Genomic DNA, 18,977 nt, shown 5'->3' on the forward strand with positions numbered 1-18,977 from the left:
GCTCTCTGAGTTGAGAGATGATTGCGACACTGTTTCCGACATGTCAATCAAATCGACAGGTTCCGCAACAGCGCCACGTCTCCGGGCCGACTGGACTGCGGAAAGCTCCACATGGTCAAGTTGCGCCTGACCATGACCATTCCGACCACACGGACCCCACGTAGGAGCACACGACCGCATGACCGAGACCACCAGCGAGGCTCCGCCCGCCGCGCGACCCGCAGAGATACCCGGACCTGCCTGGGCGCGGACGGTCACCCGCGGGATCGACCCGCAGAACGTGATCTTCGCTGTGCTGCTGCTCGTCGGCGGCGTGCGCCACGGCTGGTCCGGCATCGGCTGGGCGCTGTTCGCAGCGCTGTTCGCGGGCGTCCTCCCGATGGCGTTCATCAAGTTCGGGATGCGCAGCGGGCGGCTCGGTGACCGCTACGTCGGCGACCGCGCGAAGCGGGCGCAGGTGATCCCGGTCGTCATGCTCCCGGTACTGGTCGGCCTGGTCCTGATGGAGGTGCTCGGCGCGCCGCGCGAGTTGGGCGCGATGATCATGGCCATGCTGGCTACCCTCCTGCCGATCATGGCGATAACCGCGCTGCTGCGCTGGAAGGTCAGCATCCACACGGCCGCGTCGGGCGGCTCGGTGGCCATGCTCGCCGTCGCCATGGGCGCCTGGTGGCTGGCCGGATACGCGGTGGTCGCGCTGGTCGCCTGGTCACGAGTGGCGCTGCGGGACCACACGGCAGCCCAAACGGTGGTGGGCGCGATCGTCGGATCGGTCACGGCAGGTCTCGTCTTCGCCGTCGGTCGCTGACGCCGACTGGCGCTGACGCCGACTGGCGCTGACGCCGACTGTCGCGAGCCGGCATGAGGTGGCCCCGGTGTCGGCACACCGGGGCCGAGGGCTCATGACCCCGCGTCAGCGTAGCGGTTTTTTGCCATGTTCACGACAAGACGTTCGCCTGTCCCAGATACTGGCATCGACAGGGACGAGAAAGCGCCGCCTACTCGGAGGGCGCCCGGGGCACCAGGTCCGACGGGTCCGTGTTGGCGCCGCACAGCACCACCACGACGTTCTCTCCCGGCCTCGGGACGTAGGCCCCCGCCCGCAGCGCCGCCAGGGCCGTCGCGGCGCCGTGTTCGACGGCAAGGCGCTGGTGGTCCCACAGCGCCCGACGGGCGCCGACGATCGCGGAGTCGTCCACCAGGACGTTGCGAGCCTCGTCGTGCAGGGCGGCGTGCAGAGCCATGGCACTCGCGCGACGGGCCCCGAGCGAGTCCGCGGCAATCGAGTCGACGCTCACGTCCACCGGCTTCCCGGCCTCCACCGCGTCGTACAGGGCCTGACAGCCGGAAGGTTCGACGCCGACGGCCCGCACGCCGTGGTGCTGCGCGGCGGTCGCGACTCCGGCGAACAGGCCACCGCCGCCGACCGCGACCACCACCGTGTCCACGACCGGGAGTTGGGCGCGGATCTCGTCCAGGAGGGTGCCGGCTCCCGCTGCGATCAAGGGATTGTCGTAGGCGTGCGAGGCCAGTGCGCCGCTCTCCTCGGCGAAGCGCGCACTGGCGGCCGCCGCGTCCGCGTACTCGCCCTCCACCAACCGGACCTCGGCGCCATAGCCCCGCAGCTTGGCCAGCTTCACCGCCGGTGCCGACGCCGGCAGGAACACCGTGGCAGTGACACCGAGTCGCCGTGCCGACCAGGCACACGCGAGACCCGCGTTGCCGCCGGAGGCGATGGTGACTCCGGCGGCGGGCAGGCTGCCGTCCTCCAGGTGGCCGCGCAGGAAGTTGATCGCGCCACGGGCCTTGAAGGACCCGGTGTGCTGCATCTGTTCCAGCGCCAGCCACACCCGGCAGGGGACCTCCGCACGGTCGTCGGAGGGGTCGCGCCACGCCTCCCCGACGGTCCCGGGATCGGCCGGCGCCAGGACCACGGGACGGATCTGGCCCGCGATCCGGCCGGCGGCCCGAGTGATGTCGCCGTAGCTGAGAGAGTTGGTCACAAAGCCGCTCCTTGGGTCAGGACCAGTACACCAGCTCTCCGCGGAGGTCCGATCGGCGCTCGGCTAGTGGTGCACCGTTAGCTCCCGGACTGGTAGGCGCGCACGTCGGCGACGCTCCACCAGTTGGGGGCCGCGGTGGTGAGGGTGATCCGGACGTAACGGGCGTGCTGGTTGTCGAGGTCCACGACGGTGAACTGGCCGGTGCCGGTGGCGCCGGCGACCGCGGTGGTCCAGTGCACGCCGTCGGTGCTGAACGTCGCGGTGTAGCCGCGTGGGTAGTCGCCGGTGGACGCGCCGGTGTCGAGGACGACCTGCCGCAGGCGCTGGATCTTGCCGAGGTCGACCTGGAGGTACTGGCCGGGCGTCTGGCCGGTGCCGGTGGAGTAGCGGGTGCTGGCGTCGTCGTCGACTGCCTTGGCCGGCGCGTCGGTGGCACCGGCAGGGCTCGCAGTCGCAGTCCAGCCGGTCGGGTCGATCTGGCGCAGGCCGGTGCCGTGGCCGGTGGACGGGTTGCCGTTCCAGACGAAGCTGGCCAGTGCGCCGCCGGGCAGGGTGTAGGTGAAGCTCCGGTCACCCTCGCGTACGGCGAAGGTCTGCGGGTTGTCGTTCTCGTTGTGCGCGACCAGGACGGTGCTGCCGTCCGGGTTCCGGAAGGCGGTGTCCTCGACCTGGCCGTTCCAGCCGGTGGTGCCGAAGGAGGTGCTGGCGATACGGACGGCGCCGGGCTTCACAAAGCGGGCCAGGTGGCCCAGGGTGTAGTACTCGGCGTTGCGGGTCACGGTCCCGTCGGAGTTGACGGTCAGCACACCGGTGCAGCCGGTGCAGCCGCCGACGTGCGGGCCGCCGCTGGGATCGAGGGCGATGTTCCAGTTGACGACGGACTTGGCCCAGTTGCGGGTGGCCCCGATGACCAGATTGCGGGTGTGCCACTTGAGGGTGTCGGAGAAGGTGTTGGCCGGAACGCCGGACTGGCTGCCCGAGCACTCGGTGAAGTAGATGTCCTTGGTGGGGAACTGGTTGTGCAGCGCGGTCATCGCGCTGGGATCGCCGCTGTAGCAGTGGTACGCGGTGCCGGAGACGTACTTCGCCGCGCTCGACCCCAGCACCTGCTGCGGGTAGTCGTTGATGTCGGCGGTCTCGTCGGGCGGGGTGGCGGCGACGTCGTTGGGGTGCTCGGTCCAGTTGTGGTCGTAGGCGAGGATCTTTGTGCCGAGGTCGGCGTCGTGGAGCATCGGGCCCAGCTCGGCGATGACCTTCTCCTCCTGCCAGGAGGGCATGTCGGTGCCCGGGTAGCCGGAGGGGGTCCGGTTCTGCGGTTCGTTCTGGACCGTGATCGCGTCGACGTGCACGCCGTTGGCGCGGTACGCCTGGATGAACTTCACCAGGTAGGCGGCGTAGGCGTGGTAGACGCGGGGGTCGTCGACCAGGCGTCCGCCGATCAGCGAGCCGCCGGTCTTCATCCAGGCGGGCGGGCTCCACGGCGTGGCCAGGATCTGCAGCTTCGGGTTGAGCCGCTCGGCCTGGCGCAGCAGCGGCAGGATCTGGTTCCGGTCATGGGCGACGGTGAAGTGCCTGAGGGCGTAGTCGGTCTGGCCGGCCGGGACGTCGTCGTAGGTGTAGGCGGCGGTCGTCACGAAGTCGGAGGCGCCGACGGGCTGGCGCAGGTAGTCCAGGCCGTCGCCGGTCCGCGGGTCGAACAGCGACCTCATGGCCTCGGTGCGGGCCTGCGACGGCAGGGTGTAGAGCACGGAGGCGGAGGAGTCGGTGATCGAGGCCCCGAAGCCTGACATGGTCTGGAAGGTGCGGGTGGGGTCGACTACGACGGTCGGCGCGGTGGAGGGGGCGTCGGTGAACGCGACGGTGCCCAGGTCGGCCATCTTGTCCGTGCCGTCGGGGGTGGTGATCCAGACGTGCGCCGAGTCGGGGACCGGGCGGTGGTGGTCGGCGGCGGCGGAGGCGTTGCCGAGGCCGGAGCCGACGATCGCGGCTGCGACGAGGGCGGTACTGGTGGCGATCAGCGCGGTCCTACGAGGTGTCCGCATGGGTGGGTGGCCTCTCCGATCGATGAAACAGTATGAAACTATTTCTGGAACATCTGCGAAACACAGACAAGCGACCCCCGTTTCACCTGTCAAGGCTTCGCACACAACAGCGCTCGGGCGCTGCTGGGGCAGGCGGAGCACCACTAGGCTGCAGGGCATGAAACGAAACGCTGTAACACGTGGCTAGGCCCCCGGGAACGCGGGTCACGGTCCGCGCCATCGCCGCAGAGGCGGGCGTGTCGATCGCCACCGTGTCGCGCGTCATGAACGGGCAGGTCCAAGTCGCTCCCGAGACGGAGGAGTTGGTCCGGCGGGCGGTCGAGCGCCTGGGAGCTCCCGCCCCGGTCCGGCGCGGGGCGGGCGAGGGCGCGATCTATGTGCGCTGCCCCTACGTGCTCACGGACTACTTCGGGCTGATCGTGTCCTCGATCGCCGAGACCCTCGACCTGCACCGCCGACGGCTGGTGCTGAACGCCGGTGAGGCCGCGCAACAGATCTCCGTACTCCAAGCCCTGCCGCACGACGCCGGCATCGCCGGAGCGATCCTGATCCTGCCGCCCGAACCGAGCGAAGAGCTCGAATCACTGCACGCGCAGGGCTTCCCCTTCGTCGTGGTCGACCCCAGGACCCTGCTGCCCCGCGATATCGCCTCGGTGTCCGCGGCCCACTTCGCCGGCGGCCGCAGTGTCACCGCGCATCTGACCGCGCTCGGCCACCGGCGCATCGGCGTCATCGGCGGACCCCGGGAATGGCTCGCCAGCGAGTCACGCATCGTGGGCCACACCTCGGCACTCGCCGACGCCGGCACGCTGACCTCGCCCGAGCTCCTTCGCAGCATCGAGCCGACGACTGACTGGGGCTACGGAGCGGCGTGCGAGCTCCTCGACCTCCCGCAGCGTCCGACCGCGCTGGTGGCCTTCAACGACAAGGCCGCCGTCGGCGCCCTTCGCGCGGCCCAGGAACGCGGCCTACGCGTACCGGAGGACCTCTCGATCACCGGCTTCGACGACATCGACCTCAGCCGCAGCACCGTCCCCATGCTCACCACCGTGCGCCAACCCCTGGAGGAAATGGGCCGGATGGCCGTCTCGCTGCTGATGCGCCTGCTGGAGCGGCACACCGTCGACACCCTCCACGTCGAACTCGCCACCCACCTCATCGTGCGCGGCTCCACCGGGCCTGCCCCGCAGGCCCGGTGACGACAAAACTCTGGCAGCGACACCAGGCGTCGGGCTACGTCCCAGGGCGTCGCTGACGATGCGCCCTGGGGAGTACGACGGCACCGCACGCGATCGCTACGGTGAGGGCGTGGCACCGACGGGGTGCCCGCCGGACCGGACAGATGCGGGCGAGCATTCGGGATGCGCGCCCCAACGAGGGAAACAAGGGAGCGGGCAACCGTGGCTTCTCAAGTGCAGAGCGCGCGGCGGGTGGTGGGCCTGCGGCAGGCCAGCCTCGGGCTGTGCGTGATGCTGATCGCGGAATACGCGCTCGGCGTCGCCGTCAACATCTACGTCACGGTGCCCAAGTCGTACCAGGGCAACGGCCTCGGGAAGGCGTTCGGCGACGCCCTGACCAAGGGGCCGACCGCACTGGTCGTGCACGCCGCGGTCGGCCTGCTGGTCGTCGTCGCCGCCGTCACTCTGCTGGTGCGCGCGATCCTGGCCCGCCACGTCGTCGTCATCACCACGGCGAGCATCGCCCTGCTCGCCGTCATCGGAGCGGCGAACAGCGGCGCGAGCTTCGTCGACACCGGCCAGAACAGCGCGTCGTTGGTCATGGCGCTGCTCACCGCTCTGGCGCTGCTTTGCGCCGTGTCGAACCTCTACCTCCTCGGCCGCGCCGCCGGAGCGACGTCCTCGAGTCAGTGACCGCGCTGTGACCAGAGGGGCCCCTCCCCCCCAACGCGGGGAGAGGGGCCGGTGTGTCAGCGGATGGGGAGACCGGAGAGGGTGCGGGCGATGACGAGGCGCTGGATCTCGCTGGTGCCCTCGAAGATGGTGTAGATGGCGGCGTCGCGGTGCATGCGCTCGACCGGGTACTCGCGGGTGAAGCCGTTTCCGCCGAGGATCTGGATGGCCTGGGCGGTGACCCACTTCGCGGTCTCGCCCGCGTAGAGCTTGGACATGGAGCCCTCGGCCGAGGTGAAGGGCTTGCCGGTGGCGGCCATCCACGACGCGCGCCACACCAGCAGTCGCGCGGCGTCGATGCGGGTGCGCATGTCGGCGAGGGTGAAGGCGATGCCCTGGTTGTCGATGATGGGACGGCCGAACTGCTCGCGGGTCTTGGCGTAGTCCATGGCCACCTCGTACGCCGCCCGGGCCACGCCCACGGCCTGTGCGCCGACGGCTGGGCGGGACGCCTCGAAGGTCGCCATCGCGGCGTTCTTGACCTTCTCGGTCCGGTCGCCGCGCGCCTCGGCGGCGGCCCGCTCGCGGGCGCGGGCCAGGCGCTCGTCGAGCTTCTCCTTGCCGCCGAGCAGGCAGGAGCCCGGCACCCGGACTCCGTCCAGAACCACCTCGGCGGTGTGCGAGGCACGGATGCCGTGCTTCTTGAACTTCTGACCCTGGCTCAGACCCGGTGTTCCGGACGGGACGATGAACGAGGCCTGCCCGCGAGCGCCGAGCGCCGGATCCACCGAGGCGACCACGACGTGGACGTGGGCGATGCCGCCGTTGGTGGCCCAGGTCTTGGTTCCGTTGATCAGCCACTCGTCCTTGGCCTCGTCGTACACCGCGCGGGTGCGCATCGCGGCGACATCGGAGCCCGCGTCGGGCTCGGAGGAGCAGAACGCGGCGAGCTTGACGTCGTCGGGCGTGCCGAACATCTGCGGGGCCCAGGTGCCGACCTGTTCGGGCGTGCCGTTGGCGACCACGCCGACGGCCGCGAGCGCGCTGCCGACGATCGCCAGCCCGATGCCGGCGTCGCCCCAGAACAGTTCCTCCATGGCGATGGGGATGCCCAGTCCGGTCGGGTCGAACTGCTGCTGGGCGAAGAAGTCCAGCGAGTAGATGCCGACCTTCGCGGCCTCCTGGATCACCGGCCAGGGGGTTTCCTCGCGCTCGTCCCACTCGGCGGCGGCGGGCCGGATGACGTCGGCCGCGAAACCGTGCAGCCAGTCGCGGACGGCGATCTGGTCCTCGTTCAGGTCGAGGGTGAAGCCACTCATGGTCGGTGTGTCTCCCGGCAAGTCGGTGTATGTCGCAGTGGTATGTCGCAGCGAGGGGCGACGATCAGCTTGGTGTTACCTTGGGTAACTGCGTACCAAGTTTGTTACCCCTCAGTAAGGAATGTCAATGGCAGACCGACGCAGCGAACTGCTGGACGCGGCCGACCGCGTGGTGCGCCGCGACGGGCCGCGCGCCAGCATGAACACCATCGCCGCCGAGGCGGGCATCACCAAGCCGATCCTGTACCGGCACTTCGGCGACAAGAACGGCCTCTACCGGGCGCTCGCCGACCGGCACACCGCCGGACTGCTCGACGCGGTGCGCTCCGCCCTCGCCCTGCCGCTGGAGCGCCGCGACCGGGTCGAGGCCGTCATCGACACCTACCTCGCCGCCATCGAGGCCCGACCGCAGGTGTACCGCTTCCTGGCGCACCCCGACCCCGCCTCGGACGGCCTGTCCCCCGCCGGGCCGCTGGCGCCCGCACTGCGGCTGATCGCGGACGAGCTGAGCCGCGCGGTGCGGGAGCAGGTGGACCTCGGCCCGGACAGCCCGGTGCTCGCGGAGGCGTGGGGCCAGGCGATCACCGGGATGGTGCTGGCAGCGGGTGACTGGTGGCTGGAGACCAGACCGTTCCCGCGCGAGCGGATGGTGCAGACCCTCGCCGACCTGCTGTGGGGACGGCTCGCGGCGGCCGGCGAGCGGCCCGCGCCCCAGGGCGGAACCCCGGAGCGGAACGGAACGCCCGAGCAGACCGGAACCCCTGAGCCCTGAGTCGCTGTGGCCTGAACGGCTGTGGCCTGATCCGCCGGGACCTGATCCGCCGTTGCCTGAACCGCTCAGGCCCGAGCTTCCCGGGCAGCCGCCCGGTACCAGTCCGAGCGCCGCATCGCCCGCCTTGCGCGGGCCAGCCGCAGTCCGGCCAGACGGTCCAGGAACACCCCGCCGTCCAGATGCCCGGTCTCGTGCTGGAGGCAGCGCGCGAAGAAGCCTGTCCCCTCCACCTCGACCCTGGCCCCGGTCAGGTCCTGACCCCGGACCAGGGCCCGGTCCCAGCGCGGCGTCTGGGCGCGGAGTCCCGGGAGCGACAAGCAGCCCTCCTCGCCGCGGACCTCGACGCCGTCGGCCTCGACCAGGACCGGGTTGACCAGGTGTCCCAAATGGCGGACATCCTCGTCGTCGGGACAGTCGTAGACGAACACCCTCAGCCCGAGGCCGATCTGATTGGCCGCCAGGCCGACGCCGTCCTGCGCGTACATGGTCGCGAAGAGGTCCTCGACCAGCGCTTCGAGCTTCTGGTCGAAGGCGGTGACGGTGGCGCAGGGGGTGCGCAGCACGGGCTCCGGCCAGGGCGTGACGGGGTGGACGGTGCCGGCGCTGCCGGGAATGCGGGGCATGACGTCAGACACTACGGCGGGTGGGGCCGCTTGGTTGAATCGACCGTGCCGGTAGGCTGACCCCCGTCTGTACCGAGGAGGAGATCGACCACGATGCCAGCGAACCCCGAGTCGGCCGGGCCTTCGGCCACGCTGCCCCCGCGCGCCAAGCTCGCCGTGACAGCGGGCAAGGTCGCCGCTGCGGTCTCGCGGACGGCCGGCCGCGGCAGCGGTTCCGTGATCGGCGGCAAGATCGCGCTGAGGCTCGACCCCGACCTCCTGCGCGCCCTGGCCCAGAACCTGGACGTGGTGCTGGTCTCCGCGACCAACGGCAAGACGACCACGACCCGGCTGATCGCCGAGGCGCTCAAGGCCGCGGGCCCGGTCGTGTCGAACGCGCTGGGTGCGAACATGCCCGCCGGGATCACCTCCGCCCTCGCCGGCGGCAGCGACGCGCGCTTCGCGGTCATAGAGGTGGACGAGAAGTACCTGGCGGGTGTGGCCAGGGACACCGACCCGAAGGCCATCGCGCTGCTCAACCTCTCCCGGGACCAGTTGGACCGCTCCTCCGAGACCCGGATGCTCGCGGAGAAGTGGCGCGAGGGCCTGGAGGGCTCCGAGGCCGTCATCATCGCCAACGCCGATGATCCGCTGGTGACCTGGGCCGCCTCCTCCTGCCGCCGGGTGGTGTGGGTGGCGGCCGGCCAGGCGTACCGCGAGGACGCCTGGTCCTGCCCGAGCTGCGGCGGCGTGATGCAGCGCCCCGGCGAGGACTGGTTCTGCCCCTCCTGCGGTTTCCGCCGCCCGCAGCCGCACTGGGCGCTGCAGGGTGACCACGTCGTGGACCCGCAGGGCTCGGCCTGGCCGATCCGGCTGCAGCTGCCGGGACGCGCCAACCTGTCCAACGCCACCAGCTCCGCCGCCGTGGCCGCCGTCTTCGGGGTGCACCCGCAGATCGCACTGCAGCGCATGGAGTCGGTCGAGGCGGTGGCGGGCCGCTACGAGTCGGTGACCGTGGCCGGTCGCGAGGTGCGGCTGCTGCTGGCGAAGAACCCGGCCGGCTGGCTGGAGACCTTCACCCTCATCGACCAGCCGCCGGCCCCGGTGGTGCTCTCGGTGAACGCGCTGTCCGCCGACGGTACCGACACCAGCTGGCTGTGGGACGTGGACTACGAGCGGCTGGTCGGCCATCCGGTGTTCGTCATGGGTCAGCGCAAGCTGGACCTGGCGGTGCGGCTGGAGGTCGCCGGGGTCCACTTCCAGGTCGTGGACTCGCTCGCGCAGGCGGTGGCCGCGGCCCCGCCCGGCCGGATCGAGGCCATCGCCAACTACACCGCGTTCCAGCAGCTGCGCCGCGACGTCCGCGGCTGAGCGCCCGCTGCCGACCGAAGCCGCCGACGGCCGCTGACGAAGAGGATCCTGAACTCATGAGCGAGAGCGCACTGCGCGTGGTCTGGGTGTACCCGGACCTGCTGAGCACCTACGGGGACCGGGGCAATGTCCTGGTCGTCGAGCGGCGGGCCCGCCAGCGCGGGCTGGACGTGGCCCGGGTCGACGTACGGTCCGACCAGCCCGTGCCGACGAGTGGTGACATCTACCTGATCGGCGGCGGCGAGGACCGGCCGCAGCGGCTGGCCGGGGAGCGGCTGCGGGCCGACCCGGGCCTGCACCGCGCGGTGGAGAACGGCGCGATCGTGCTCGGCGTCTGCGCGGGCTACCAGATCATGGGCCACGAGTTCATCGACGATCGGGGCCAGCGCACGCCCGGTCTGGGTCTGCTGGATGTGTGGAGCACGCGCGGCGAGGGCCAGCGCAACGTCGGCGACATCCTCGCCGAGCCGGACCCCCGGCTGGGTCTGCAGACCCTGACCGGGTTCGAGAACCACCAGGGCGTCACCCACCTGGGCCAGGGGGTGTCCCCGCTCGCGCGGGTCACCGTCGGCGGCGGCAACGGTACCGGCGACGGTACCGAGGGCGCCTGGCGGGACACCGTCTTCGGAACCTATCTGCACGGTCCGATCCTCGCCCGCAACCCGGGCGTGGCGGATCTGCTGATCAAGCTGGCGCTGGACGTCAGCGCGCTGCCGCCGGCTGACAACACCTGGTACGACGCGCTGCGCGCCGAGCGCATCGCCGCCGTCCAGCAGCCGGCGTAACCGCGTACCGCTCGTCAGGGGGCAGGGCCGCTCCCGTCAGGGGCGGCGGTACGCGGAGAAGGAAAATCCCCGCGCGGGGCGGCGAAGGAGCCGCACCGCGTCCGTCCCAGCCTGACCGGAGGTTGGTGGGCGGTATCATCGCGATGGGGTAAATAGTCCGATTTGCCATACCTTCATGCAGGCGAAACGCCCACGACAACCACCAGTGGGCGCGGGCCGGTAGGTTGGGTGCGTCGTCGGGCTGGAAGTCCGGTTGTCCGGTTCTGCTCGGGAGTTGCAAAGCGATGCGTATTGGTGTGCTGACCAGCGGCGGGGACTGCCCGGGTCTGAACGCCGTGATCCGCTCCGTCGTCCATCGCGGCGTCGTGGACCACGGCGACGAGATCATCGGCTTCGAGGACGGGTGGCGGGGCCTGCTCGAGGGCCAGTACCGCGAACTCACTCTGGACTCCGTCAGCGGAATCCTGGCCCAGGGCGGGACGATCCTCGGCTCGACCCGGGTGCAGCCGAGCCATCTGGTCGACGGCGTCGCCCGCGCCAAGGAGTACTGCGAGGAGCTCGGCCTCGACGGGATCATCCCGATCGGCGGCGAGGGCACCCTCAAGGCCGCCCGGCTGCTGTCGGACGGCGGGCTCCCGATCGTGGGCGTGCCCAAGACCATCGACAACGACATCGCCTGCACCGATGTCACCTTCGGCTTCGACACCGCCGTCTCCGTGGCCACCGAGGCCCTGGACCGGCTGAAGACCACCGCCGAGTCGCACCAGCGGGTGATGGTGGTCGAGCTGATGGGCCGCCACACCGGCTGGATCGCCCTGCACGCGGGCATGGCGGCCGGTGCGCACGCCATCATCGTCCCGGAGCGCCCCTTCGACATCGAGCGGGTCACCGCCGTCGTGAAGGAGCGCTTCGAGCGCGGCAAGAAGTTCGCCATCGTGGTCTGCGCGGAGGGCGCCAAGCCCGAGCCCGGCACCATGCACTGGGAGGAGGGCACCGTGGACATCTACGGCCACGAGCGCTTCACCGGTGTCGCCACCCAGCTGTCCATGGAACTGGAGCACCGCCTCGGCAAGGAGGCCAAGCCGGTCATCCTCGGCCACGTCCAGCGCGGCGGCACGCCCACCGCGTACGACAGGGTGCTCGCGACCCGCTTCGGCTGGCACGCGGTCGAGGCCGTCCACAAGGGCGCCTTCGGGCACATCACCGCGCTCCAGGGCACCCAGATCAACCTGGTGCCGCTGGCCGAGGCCGTCGCCGACCTCAAGACCGTCCCGGCCGAGCGCTACGCCGAGGCCGAGACCGTCATCTGACGCCTCCGAAGGACGCCCGACCGCGACCCCGGACCGGGGCCGCGGCCAGCAGGGGCTGGCGTGGCTGCCGTGGCTGCCGTGGAGATCCTCGCCTACGGCGTGCGGGCCGATGAGCAGTCCATGACCGAGGCGGCCTTCGCCGGCCGGTACCCGGTGCACTGCCTGGAGGTGTTCCTCAACGCCGACACCGCGCCGCTCGCGGTCGGCCACGAGATCGTCAGCACCAGGGCCAACGCCAGCCTGGACGCCCCGCGCGGCGGATCCGCCAGGGGGGTGCGTACGGGGCACAATCCGGACAGTTCTACTCTGGTCCGGTAGTACACGCGCGGCTGTGCGTGCCGGGTAGGCCAGGAAAGCAGGGACAACCGATGGGTGACATGCCCGGAATGCCAGGCATGGGGCAGGAACTGCCCCGCTTCACCCTCGGAAGGGCGCTGGCCCTCGACCCCTCCGCCGACTGGCCCTTCCTCATCGGCTGCCTGCTGATGCTCGGGTTCTACCTGGCCGGTGTGGTCCGGCTGCGGCGGCGCGGCGACTCATGGCCGCCCGCCCGCACCATCTCCTGGTGCCTGGGCGTCGTCACCGTCGCCCTGGCCACCTGCACCGGCCTCGACCGCTACGGGATGCAGCTGCTCAGCGCGCACATGATGCAGCACATGGTGCTCTCGATGCTCTCCCCCATCATCCTGCTGCTAGGAGCGCCGATCACCCTGGCGCTGCGCGCCCTGCCCGCCGCCAAGGGCAGGTTCAGCCCGCGCGACCTGCTGGTGGCGCTGCTGCACTCGCGCTACGTGAAGGTGGTCTCCCATCCGGCGTTCACCATCCCGGTGTTCATCGGCAGCCTCTACGGGCTGTACTTCACCCCGCTGTTCGACTTCCTGATGCGGTCCACCGCCGGGCACACGCTGATGATGACCCACTTCCTGGCCGTGGGCCTGCTGTTCTTCTGGCCGATCATGGGCGTGGACCCGGGGCCGCACCGGCCAGGCCATCTCATGCGGATGCTGGAGCTCTTCATCGGGATGCCCTTCCACGCCTTCTTCGGCGTGGCCGTGATGATGGCGTCCGGGCTGATGGTGACGACCTTCGCGCACCCGGCCGCGTCCCTGGGCGCGGACCCGCTCACCGACCAGCACCTGGCAGGCGGGCTCGCCTGGGCGTTCAGCGAGATCCCCACCTTCATCGTGCTGATCGCCCTGACGTTCCAGTGGGCGAAGTCCGAGGAGCGGCTGTCGCGGCGCAAGGACCGCACGGCCGACCGCGACGGCGACAGCGAGCTCAACGCCTACAACGCGTATCTGGCCGCGCTGGAGCGCCGTTCGGGTGACGCCCGGTCAGCCGGCGGCCAACCGGCTCAGGGCACCTGACGCAGGTACAGCGCACCGCAGGTGTGGCAGATCGGCTCGGTGGTGTGGCTCCAGGACGTGTCGCTGGTCGTGGCTGCGGCCGCGTCGAGATCGCGCCCGCACAGCGCGGTCATCGAGCCGTCGCGGGTCATGTGCCAGTACGTCATCGGCCCCTGCGTCCCGCCGTCCGCGTACTGGGCGCGCATCTCGTAGATCGCCATGTCGGTACCTCCTGGTCACACACCGGCCCCGATCCCCGCACCACTCCAGAGTGCCCCTACCCGGGTTCGCGCGCGAGGAGACCGGCAATGATCACATCGAGGCCGAAGTCGAAGCGCTCGTCGCCCGAGTCGCGGGTGAGCGCGGCGACCATCGACGTCAGCACCGGATAGCGGTCCCCCGGCAGCGAGGCGAAGAAGCCCCGGATGCCGTCGAGATACGCCTGGGACTGATCCGGCTCGGCGTTCGGCCCGGTGCGCGTGCTCTGCTCGTAGGCCGACGAGACCACGTAGAGCGCCAGCAGGTCCACCCCGTACGCGGCGACCTGGTCGGACAGGCCCCCCGCGCGCAGCAGGGCGAGCATGCTCTCGGCCGCGTCGAGGGCGTGCGGCGTGGTCGGGATGTTGGACTGCATCGCGGCGCGCGCCAGGTCCCCGTGCGCGACCAGGTTGTCGCGCCACTGCCGCAGGAACTCCTTGGCCTGGGTGCGCCACTGCTCCGGATCGGGGAAGGGGTGCCGCAGATCCCGGTACGCCCGGTCGAGGAGCAGCTCGACGAGCTGCTCCTTGTTGCTGACGTGGGCGTAGAGCGATGCCGGTCCCGTGTTCAGCTCCTGCGCGATGCGGCGCATGCTCAGCGCCTCCAGCCCCTCGGCGTCGACGATGCCGAGCGCCACCTCGACGATCGCCTCCCGGCTGAGCGTGCGGCGCTTGGGCGTGCGCGGCTCCGCGTCCCACGGGCTGGGCCAGGGGGGCCTGGCGGCTGAGGTCATGCGGTGCTCCTCGCTGCTGCGCGGTCTGGATCCGTTCACCCTAGTTGACACGAACGGCGTTCGCCAGTAGAACGGTGTTCGTAACGAGCGAACACTGTTCGCCTTCGCCGCCGCAACCTTTCCCAGGGGGAATCCCATGACGACCACCGAGAACGCACTGCCTGTTGACCGGCTTCACGCGACCGAACCCGAACCACCTGGCTACCGCTGGCGTTGGTTCGTCCTCGGCGTCGTCCTCGTCGCCGAGATCATGGACCTGCTCGACACCACGATCGTCAGCGTCGCCTCACCCGCCATCCGGAACGACTTCGGCGGCGGAACCTCGCAGATCCAGTGGATCGGCGCGGCCTACACCCTCACCTTCGCCGTCCTGCTGATCACCGGCGCCCGACTGGGCGACCTCGTCGGCCGGAGGCGGATGTTCCTGATCGGCACCATCGGCTTCACACTCTGCTCCGCGCTGTGCGCCGTCTCCGCGGACTCGGGGATGCTCATCGGCTCCCGCGCGGTCCAGGGCGGATTCGCCGCCCTGATGATCCCGCAGGGCCTCGGCATCATCCGTGAAGTCTTCCCGCCCAAGGAGGTCGGCGCGGCGTTCGCCGCGTTCGGCCCGGTCATGGGCCTGTCCTCGGTGCTCGGTCCGACCCTCGGCGGCTTCCTGGTCACCGCTGACCTGCCGGGCACCGGATGGCGCATGATCTTCCTGATCAACGTGCCGCTGGGCCTCCTGGCCGCGGTCCTCGGCGCCCGGCTCTTCCCCGGGAACACCCGCAGCACCGACGCCACCCGGCTCGACCTGCCCGGCATGGTCCTGCTCAGTGCCGCCGTCCTGCTCCTGGTCTACCCGCTGGTCCAGGGCCGAGAGCTCGGCTGGCCGCTCTGGACGTACCTGTCCATGGCCGGGTCGCTGCCCGTGCTCGGCGGCTTCGGCTGGTACCAGCGCCGGGTGCACCGCGCGGGCGGCTCCCCGCTGGTCGAACCCGGCCTGTTCACCAACCGTGCCTTCACCGCCGCGCTCGGCGTCGGCGTGGTCTTCTTCGCCGCCATGAGCGGCCTGATGCTCACCCTGACCCTGGCCATGCAGCTCGGCTCCCGCTGGACCGCGCTGCACGCGGGTTCCACCATGATCCCGCTGTCGCTCGGCATCGTCGCCGGCGCGATCCCCGCCGGGGCCGTGCTCGGCCCCCGGTACGGACGCCGGGTCATGCACGCCGGACTGCTCGTCATGACCCTCGGCGTGCTCGGCCTGTGGGCCTCCTTCGCCCACTGGGGCCTGCACATCACCAGCTGGGAACTCATCCCCGGGCTCCTGGTCACCGGAATCGGCATGGGCCTGCTGATGGCCCCGTTCTTCGACATCGCCCTGGCCGGAGTGGCCGAGCAGGAGTCGGGGTCCGCGTCCGGCGTGCTCAACGCCGTCCAGCAGCTCGGCGGCTCGATCGGCGTCGCCGCCCTCGGCACCGGCTTCTTCAGCTGGGCCGCAGGACACGGCTTCGTCCAGGCCACCGGCTGGACCCTGGGCTGCGCGGCGGCCGCGCTGCTCGCCTCCGCCGGACTCACCTTCGGCCTCCCGCGGATGGCGCGGCCTGAACCGGAGCCCGCGACCGTCACGGTATGAGCAGCGTCTTGCCGACGGTCTCCCTGGACTCGATCGCGGTGTGCGCCGCGGCGGCGTCGGCGAGCGGGAAGCGTCGGCCGACCAGGGGACGGAGCCGGCCCTCGGCGACGGCCGCCAGCGCCTCAGCGGTCTGCCGGCGCTGCGCCGCCGGTCCCCGGTTGCCGGTCGGCGGCCCGAAGTAGGAGGAGACCGTCAGCTGACGGTCCGCCACCTCCTCGGGTGCCGTCCTGGTGATGTCGCCGCTGGAGAAGCCGAAGGCGACGAAGCGGCCGCCGTCCGCCAGCAGGTCGAAGGCTGCCCGGCCGATCTCTCCGCCCACGCCGTCCAGGGCGACCGTGACGCCCTCGGGGGCGGCGGCGCGGACCTGGTCCGTCCAGCCGGGGAGGCTGTAGTCGATGGCGGCGTCCGCGCCCAACTCGCGTACCAGGTCGAGTTTCGCCTTGCCCCGGGCCAGGCCGACGATCCGCGCCGCGCCGGCGGTCCTGGCGAGCTGGAGCAGCAGGGCGCCCACCGCGCCGGCGGCCGACTCCACCAAGACGGTGTCGCCCGGGCCGATCGCGGAGGTCTCGACCAGCGCGACCGCAGTGCGGCCGGTGCCGAGCAGGGAGACGGCGTCACCGGTCTCGACGGAGTCGGGCAGCAGGTGCGCGTCGGCGGCCGCGAGCAAGGCCCGGTCGGCGTACCCGCCGTCGCTCGGGGTCTGCCCGGCGACCCGACGGCCGATCAGCGCCGCGTCGCCGCCGCTGCCGACGGCGACCACCCGGCCGCCGACCTCGCGGCCGGGTGCCCAGGGCAGGGCGGCGGGGGCCAACGGCGTACCGGCCATCCTCCCGGCCCGGATCTGGGTTTCGACGAACTGCACCCCGGCCGCCTCGACGTCGACCAGCAACTGCCCCGGTCCCGGCACCGGGTCGGGCAGCTGCTCCAGCCGCAGTTCCTCGGGGGCGCCGTACTGGTGCAGGCGAATGGCGCGCATGGGTGTGGTCCCTTCCACGGCGGTTCCGGCGATCGCCCCCACGCTAGGCCCGCCCGCCGACGACCACCTCGGCCTCCGGCCGCAGAGGGCCTAGGACCTTGGCCCTGGTTCGACCGCGTTGGGGATGTAGCCGAGGTCGAGGGGGTGCGCGGGCGGACCGTCGCGGCGGAGGTCGGCGAGGAGGGTGACGAGTTGCGGGGGCCAGAGCAGGTCGGGGCATTCGGCCAGCTCGTCGGGGGTCCACCAGCGGCAGGTCATGATGCCGTCGAGGGTGTGGGAGTCGCTCAGGTCGCCGACGGGGTCGCGGCGGGGGCCCGAGCCGAGGAAGATGACCTCGCGCTGTCGGGTGGGGACGCCCGCGCGGGTGTAGTCGTGCTCCCAGATCCACAGCGCCGGGCCGGGGACGACGTCCGTCCAGCCGGTCTCCTCGACGGTCTCGCGCAGGGCGCCGGCGAGCGCGTCCTCGCCCTCGTCCAGACCACCGCCCGGCAGGACCCAGTGCAGTCCGATCTCGACGTCGTCGTGGAGTTGGAGGAAGACCGCGCCGTCGGGATCGAGGACCAGGATGCGTGCCGCGCGGCGCGGTACTCGCTCGATGCTCATCAGTAACACCTTAGACCGACCGGCAAATGGAGGGCGGCGTAGGGTGCGGAGCCTCAGGGGTGCATCCGCGCACCCTTGAGCACCTTGTCCACCGCGTTGCGCGACCCGTATACCGCCATCCCCACCAGATCGAGCCCGTCCCTGCGCACCGCCCGGACAGCCGCGCGGTTGTCCTGGTCATGGCCCGTCCCGAACAGATCCGAGGTGAACACGGCCATCCGTAGCGAGCGGGACAGCGCACGGCCCTGCGCGGCGGTCAGCGTCTCCTTCGTCCCCTCGAAGACCAGCACGGGCTGGCGGAACATCGGCAGATACACGGTGTCGTCGGCGTCCGTGTACGGCTCTCCGATCACCTCAGGTGACGCCGTGCCGAGCCCGCTGACCAGGAAGGCGGTCACGTTCAGCCGCTGCCAGGACTCAAGGTCGTCGCGCAGCAGGACGGCGATCTTGGTGTCGAAGCGGACAGTCGGGTTCGTTTCGTTCTCAGTTCCCATACGTCGAGACTGCGGGTCGCATGCCTTCTCCGTCTTGTACGTTCTTTGCGTGATGCCACAGCAGGAGGTCTCCGCTTGGCGCCCGCCGGTCGCGGGTGTCGTGGAGGTGTTCCACGCCCACTTCACCGAGCACGCGTATCCCATGCACGTCCACGACGCCTGGACTCTGTTGATCGTCGACGACGGCGCGGTGCGCTACGACCTGGACCGCCATGAGCGCGGCACACCGAACGGCACGGTGAGTCTGCTACCCCCGCACGTGCCGCACAACGGCTCCTCTGCCACCCCGGAGGGCTTTCGCAAGCGCGTGCTCTACCTCGACATGACACAGCTGGACCAGCGTTTCATCGGGCCTGCGGTGGACGGGCCGGACCTCACCGACCCCGTCCTGCGCAGACGCGTCGGCCAGCTGCACACAGCCCTGGCGAACCGGGGCGACGAGTTCGAGGCGGAGAGCAGGCTGGCCCTCATCGGCGAGCGGCTTCGCGGGCACCTGCTCGGGCAGCTGCGCCGCGCGTCGGCCTTCGGCGGTGCCGTGCCAGACCTCAGCGTTGCCCGGACCCTGCGTGACCTCCTCGACGAACGACTGACTGAAGGCATCGCCCTGGACGAGGCCGCGCGACTGGTCCACGCCCACCCCACGCATCTCGTCCGCGCCTTCAGCGGCGTCTTCGGCATCGCCCCGCACCAGTACGTGGTGTCCCGCCGCATCGACCTGGCCCGCCGTCTGCTGCTCGACGGACAGCCACCGCGCGAGGTGGCGAGCGCCGCGGGCTTCTACGACCAGTCCCACCTCACCCGGCACTTCAAGCGAATCGTGGGTACCACCCCCGGCCGGTACGCCCGCACGGTTACCCATGACCGCCTCAGGCCCGCGCACGGAAGGTAGGACGAG

At 71.1% G+C, this 18,977-nt stretch carries 20 protein-coding genes; 11 read left to right on the top strand and 9 right to left on the bottom strand.

The features are described from left to right. Positions 1-178 precede the first annotated feature (178 nt). Entirely contained in the window at positions 179-808 is a 630-nt protein-coding gene (locus ABIA33_RS25640; RefSeq protein WP_370084825.1) for a hypothetical protein, read from the top strand. Positions 809-998: 190 nt separating this feature from the next. Here ABIA33_RS25640 and ABIA33_RS25645 read toward each other — a convergent pair whose 3' ends face one another. Further along, positions 999-2,003 (bottom strand): serine/threonine dehydratase, encoded by a 1,005-nt coding sequence (locus ABIA33_RS25645; RefSeq protein WP_370084826.1) that lies wholly within the window; start codon positions 2,001-2,003, stop codon positions 999-1,001. A gap of 77 nt (positions 2,004-2,080) precedes the next feature. Then, on the bottom strand, positions 2,081-4,045 hold the full coding sequence (locus ABIA33_RS25650; RefSeq protein ID WP_370084827.1) for a discoidin domain-containing protein: 1,965 nt from the start codon (positions 4,043-4,045) through the stop codon (positions 2,081-2,083). Between the two features lie 179 nt (positions 4,046-4,224). On the opposite strand from ABIA33_RS25650, the gene ABIA33_RS25655 reads away from it, so the two are divergent. Further along, on the top strand, positions 4,225-5,244 hold the full coding sequence (locus tag ABIA33_RS25655; protein WP_370084828.1) for a LacI family DNA-binding transcriptional regulator: 1,020 nt from the start codon (positions 4,225-4,227) through the stop codon (positions 5,242-5,244). Positions 5,245-5,445: 201 nt separating this feature from the next. Then, on the top strand, positions 5,446-5,916 hold the full coding sequence (locus tag ABIA33_RS25660) for a hypothetical protein (protein WP_370084829.1): 471 nt from the start codon (positions 5,446-5,448) through the stop codon (positions 5,914-5,916). 56 nt (positions 5,917-5,972) lie between these two features. On the opposite strand, the gene ABIA33_RS25665 is transcribed toward ABIA33_RS25660, so the two are convergent. After that, on the bottom strand, positions 5,973-7,214 hold the full coding sequence (locus tag ABIA33_RS25665) for an acyl-CoA dehydrogenase family protein (RefSeq protein WP_370084830.1): 1,242 nt from the start codon (positions 7,212-7,214) through the stop codon (positions 5,973-5,975). Positions 7,215-7,335: 121 nt separating this feature from the next. Between ABIA33_RS25665 and ABIA33_RS25670 the strand changes: the two genes are divergently transcribed. After that, positions 7,336-7,986, top strand: a complete 651-nt coding sequence (locus tag ABIA33_RS25670; RefSeq protein WP_370084831.1) for a TetR family transcriptional regulator — start codon at positions 7,336-7,338, stop codon at positions 7,984-7,986. Positions 7,987-8,051: 65 nt separating this feature from the next. Here ABIA33_RS25670 and def read toward each other — a convergent pair whose 3' ends face one another. Further along, entirely contained in the window at positions 8,052-8,609 is a 558-nt protein-coding gene (gene def / locus ABIA33_RS25675) for a peptide deformylase (protein WP_370084832.1), read from the bottom strand. Positions 8,610-8,702: 93 nt separating this feature from the next. On the opposite strand from def, the gene ABIA33_RS25680 reads away from it, so the two are divergent. The 5 genes from ABIA33_RS25680 (at position 8,703) to ABIA33_RS25700 (ending at position 13,421) form a co-directional block, all read left to right on the top strand. Then, positions 8,703-9,959 carry a MurT ligase domain-containing protein gene (locus tag ABIA33_RS25680; RefSeq protein WP_370084833.1) on the top strand — a complete coding sequence of 419 codons (1,257 nt, stop codon included), beginning with the start codon at positions 8,703-8,705 and terminating at the stop codon, positions 9,957-9,959. A gap of 56 nt (positions 9,960-10,015) precedes the next feature. Further along, positions 10,016-10,744: a type 1 glutamine amidotransferase gene (locus ABIA33_RS25685; protein WP_370084835.1), complete on the top strand. Its 729-nt coding sequence runs from the start codon at positions 10,016-10,018 to the stop codon at positions 10,742-10,744. 284 nt (positions 10,745-11,028) lie between these two features. Beyond that, positions 11,029-12,054, top strand: a complete 1,026-nt coding sequence (locus ABIA33_RS25690) for a 6-phosphofructokinase (protein ID WP_370084836.1) — start codon at positions 11,029-11,031, stop codon at positions 12,052-12,054. Positions 12,055-12,114: 60 nt separating this feature from the next. Further along, a complete protein-coding gene (locus tag ABIA33_RS25695) occupies positions 12,115-12,372 on the top strand; it encodes a hypothetical protein (protein WP_370084837.1) in 258 nt (85 codons plus the stop codon). A 50-nt stretch (positions 12,373-12,422) separates the two neighbouring features. After that, positions 12,423-13,421: a cytochrome c oxidase assembly protein gene (locus ABIA33_RS25700; protein ID WP_370084838.1), complete on the top strand. Its 999-nt coding sequence runs from the start codon at positions 12,423-12,425 to the stop codon at positions 13,419-13,421. Here ABIA33_RS25700 and ABIA33_RS25705 read toward each other — a convergent pair. Beyond that, complete coding sequence (locus ABIA33_RS25705; RefSeq protein WP_370084839.1) at positions 13,409-13,621, bottom strand: hypothetical protein; 213 nt, start codon at positions 13,619-13,621, stop codon at positions 13,409-13,411. The genes ABIA33_RS25700 and ABIA33_RS25705 overlap by 13 nt on opposite strands. Positions 13,622-13,677: 56 nt before the next feature. After that, positions 13,678-14,391, bottom strand: coding sequence for a TetR/AcrR family transcriptional regulator (locus ABIA33_RS25710; protein ID WP_370084840.1), 714 nt, complete (start codon positions 14,389-14,391; stop codon positions 13,678-13,680). A 136-nt stretch (positions 14,392-14,527) separates the two neighbouring features. Between ABIA33_RS25710 and ABIA33_RS25715 the strand changes: the two genes are divergently transcribed. After that, a complete protein-coding gene (locus ABIA33_RS25715; protein WP_370084841.1) occupies positions 14,528-16,009 on the top strand; it encodes an MFS transporter in 1,482 nt (493 codons plus the stop codon). Here ABIA33_RS25715 and ABIA33_RS25720 read toward each other — a convergent pair. The 3 genes from ABIA33_RS25720 to ABIA33_RS25730 form a co-directional block, all read right to left on the bottom strand. Further along, positions 15,999-16,985: a zinc-binding dehydrogenase gene (locus tag ABIA33_RS25720; protein WP_370084842.1), complete on the bottom strand. Its 987-nt coding sequence runs from the start codon at positions 16,983-16,985 to the stop codon at positions 15,999-16,001. The genes ABIA33_RS25715 and ABIA33_RS25720 overlap by 11 nt on opposite strands. Positions 16,986-17,075: 90 nt before the next feature. Beyond that, the gene (locus ABIA33_RS25725) at positions 17,076-17,588 is read right to left on the bottom strand and encodes an NUDIX domain-containing protein (RefSeq protein ID WP_370084844.1); all 513 of its coding nucleotides are present in this window, start codon (positions 17,586-17,588) and stop codon (positions 17,076-17,078) included. A gap of 53 nt (positions 17,589-17,641) precedes the next feature. After that, the gene (locus ABIA33_RS25730; protein WP_370084845.1) at positions 17,642-18,082 is read right to left on the bottom strand and encodes a DUF2000 family protein; all 441 of its coding nucleotides are present in this window, start codon (positions 18,080-18,082) and stop codon (positions 17,642-17,644) included. Positions 18,083-18,131: 49 nt separating this feature from the next. Here ABIA33_RS25730 and ABIA33_RS25735 point away from each other — a divergent pair, with 49 nt between their 5' ends. Next, positions 18,132-18,971 carry a helix-turn-helix domain-containing protein gene (locus ABIA33_RS25735; protein WP_370084847.1) on the top strand — a complete coding sequence of 280 codons (840 nt, stop codon included), beginning with the start codon at positions 18,132-18,134 and terminating at the stop codon, positions 18,969-18,971. Positions 18,972-18,977: the final 6 nt, after the last annotated feature.

The organism is Streptacidiphilus sp. MAP12-16 (assembly GCF_041262165.1).
In the GTDB taxonomy this organism is placed as follows: Bacteria; Actinomycetota; Actinomycetes; order Streptomycetales; family Streptomycetaceae; genus Streptacidiphilus.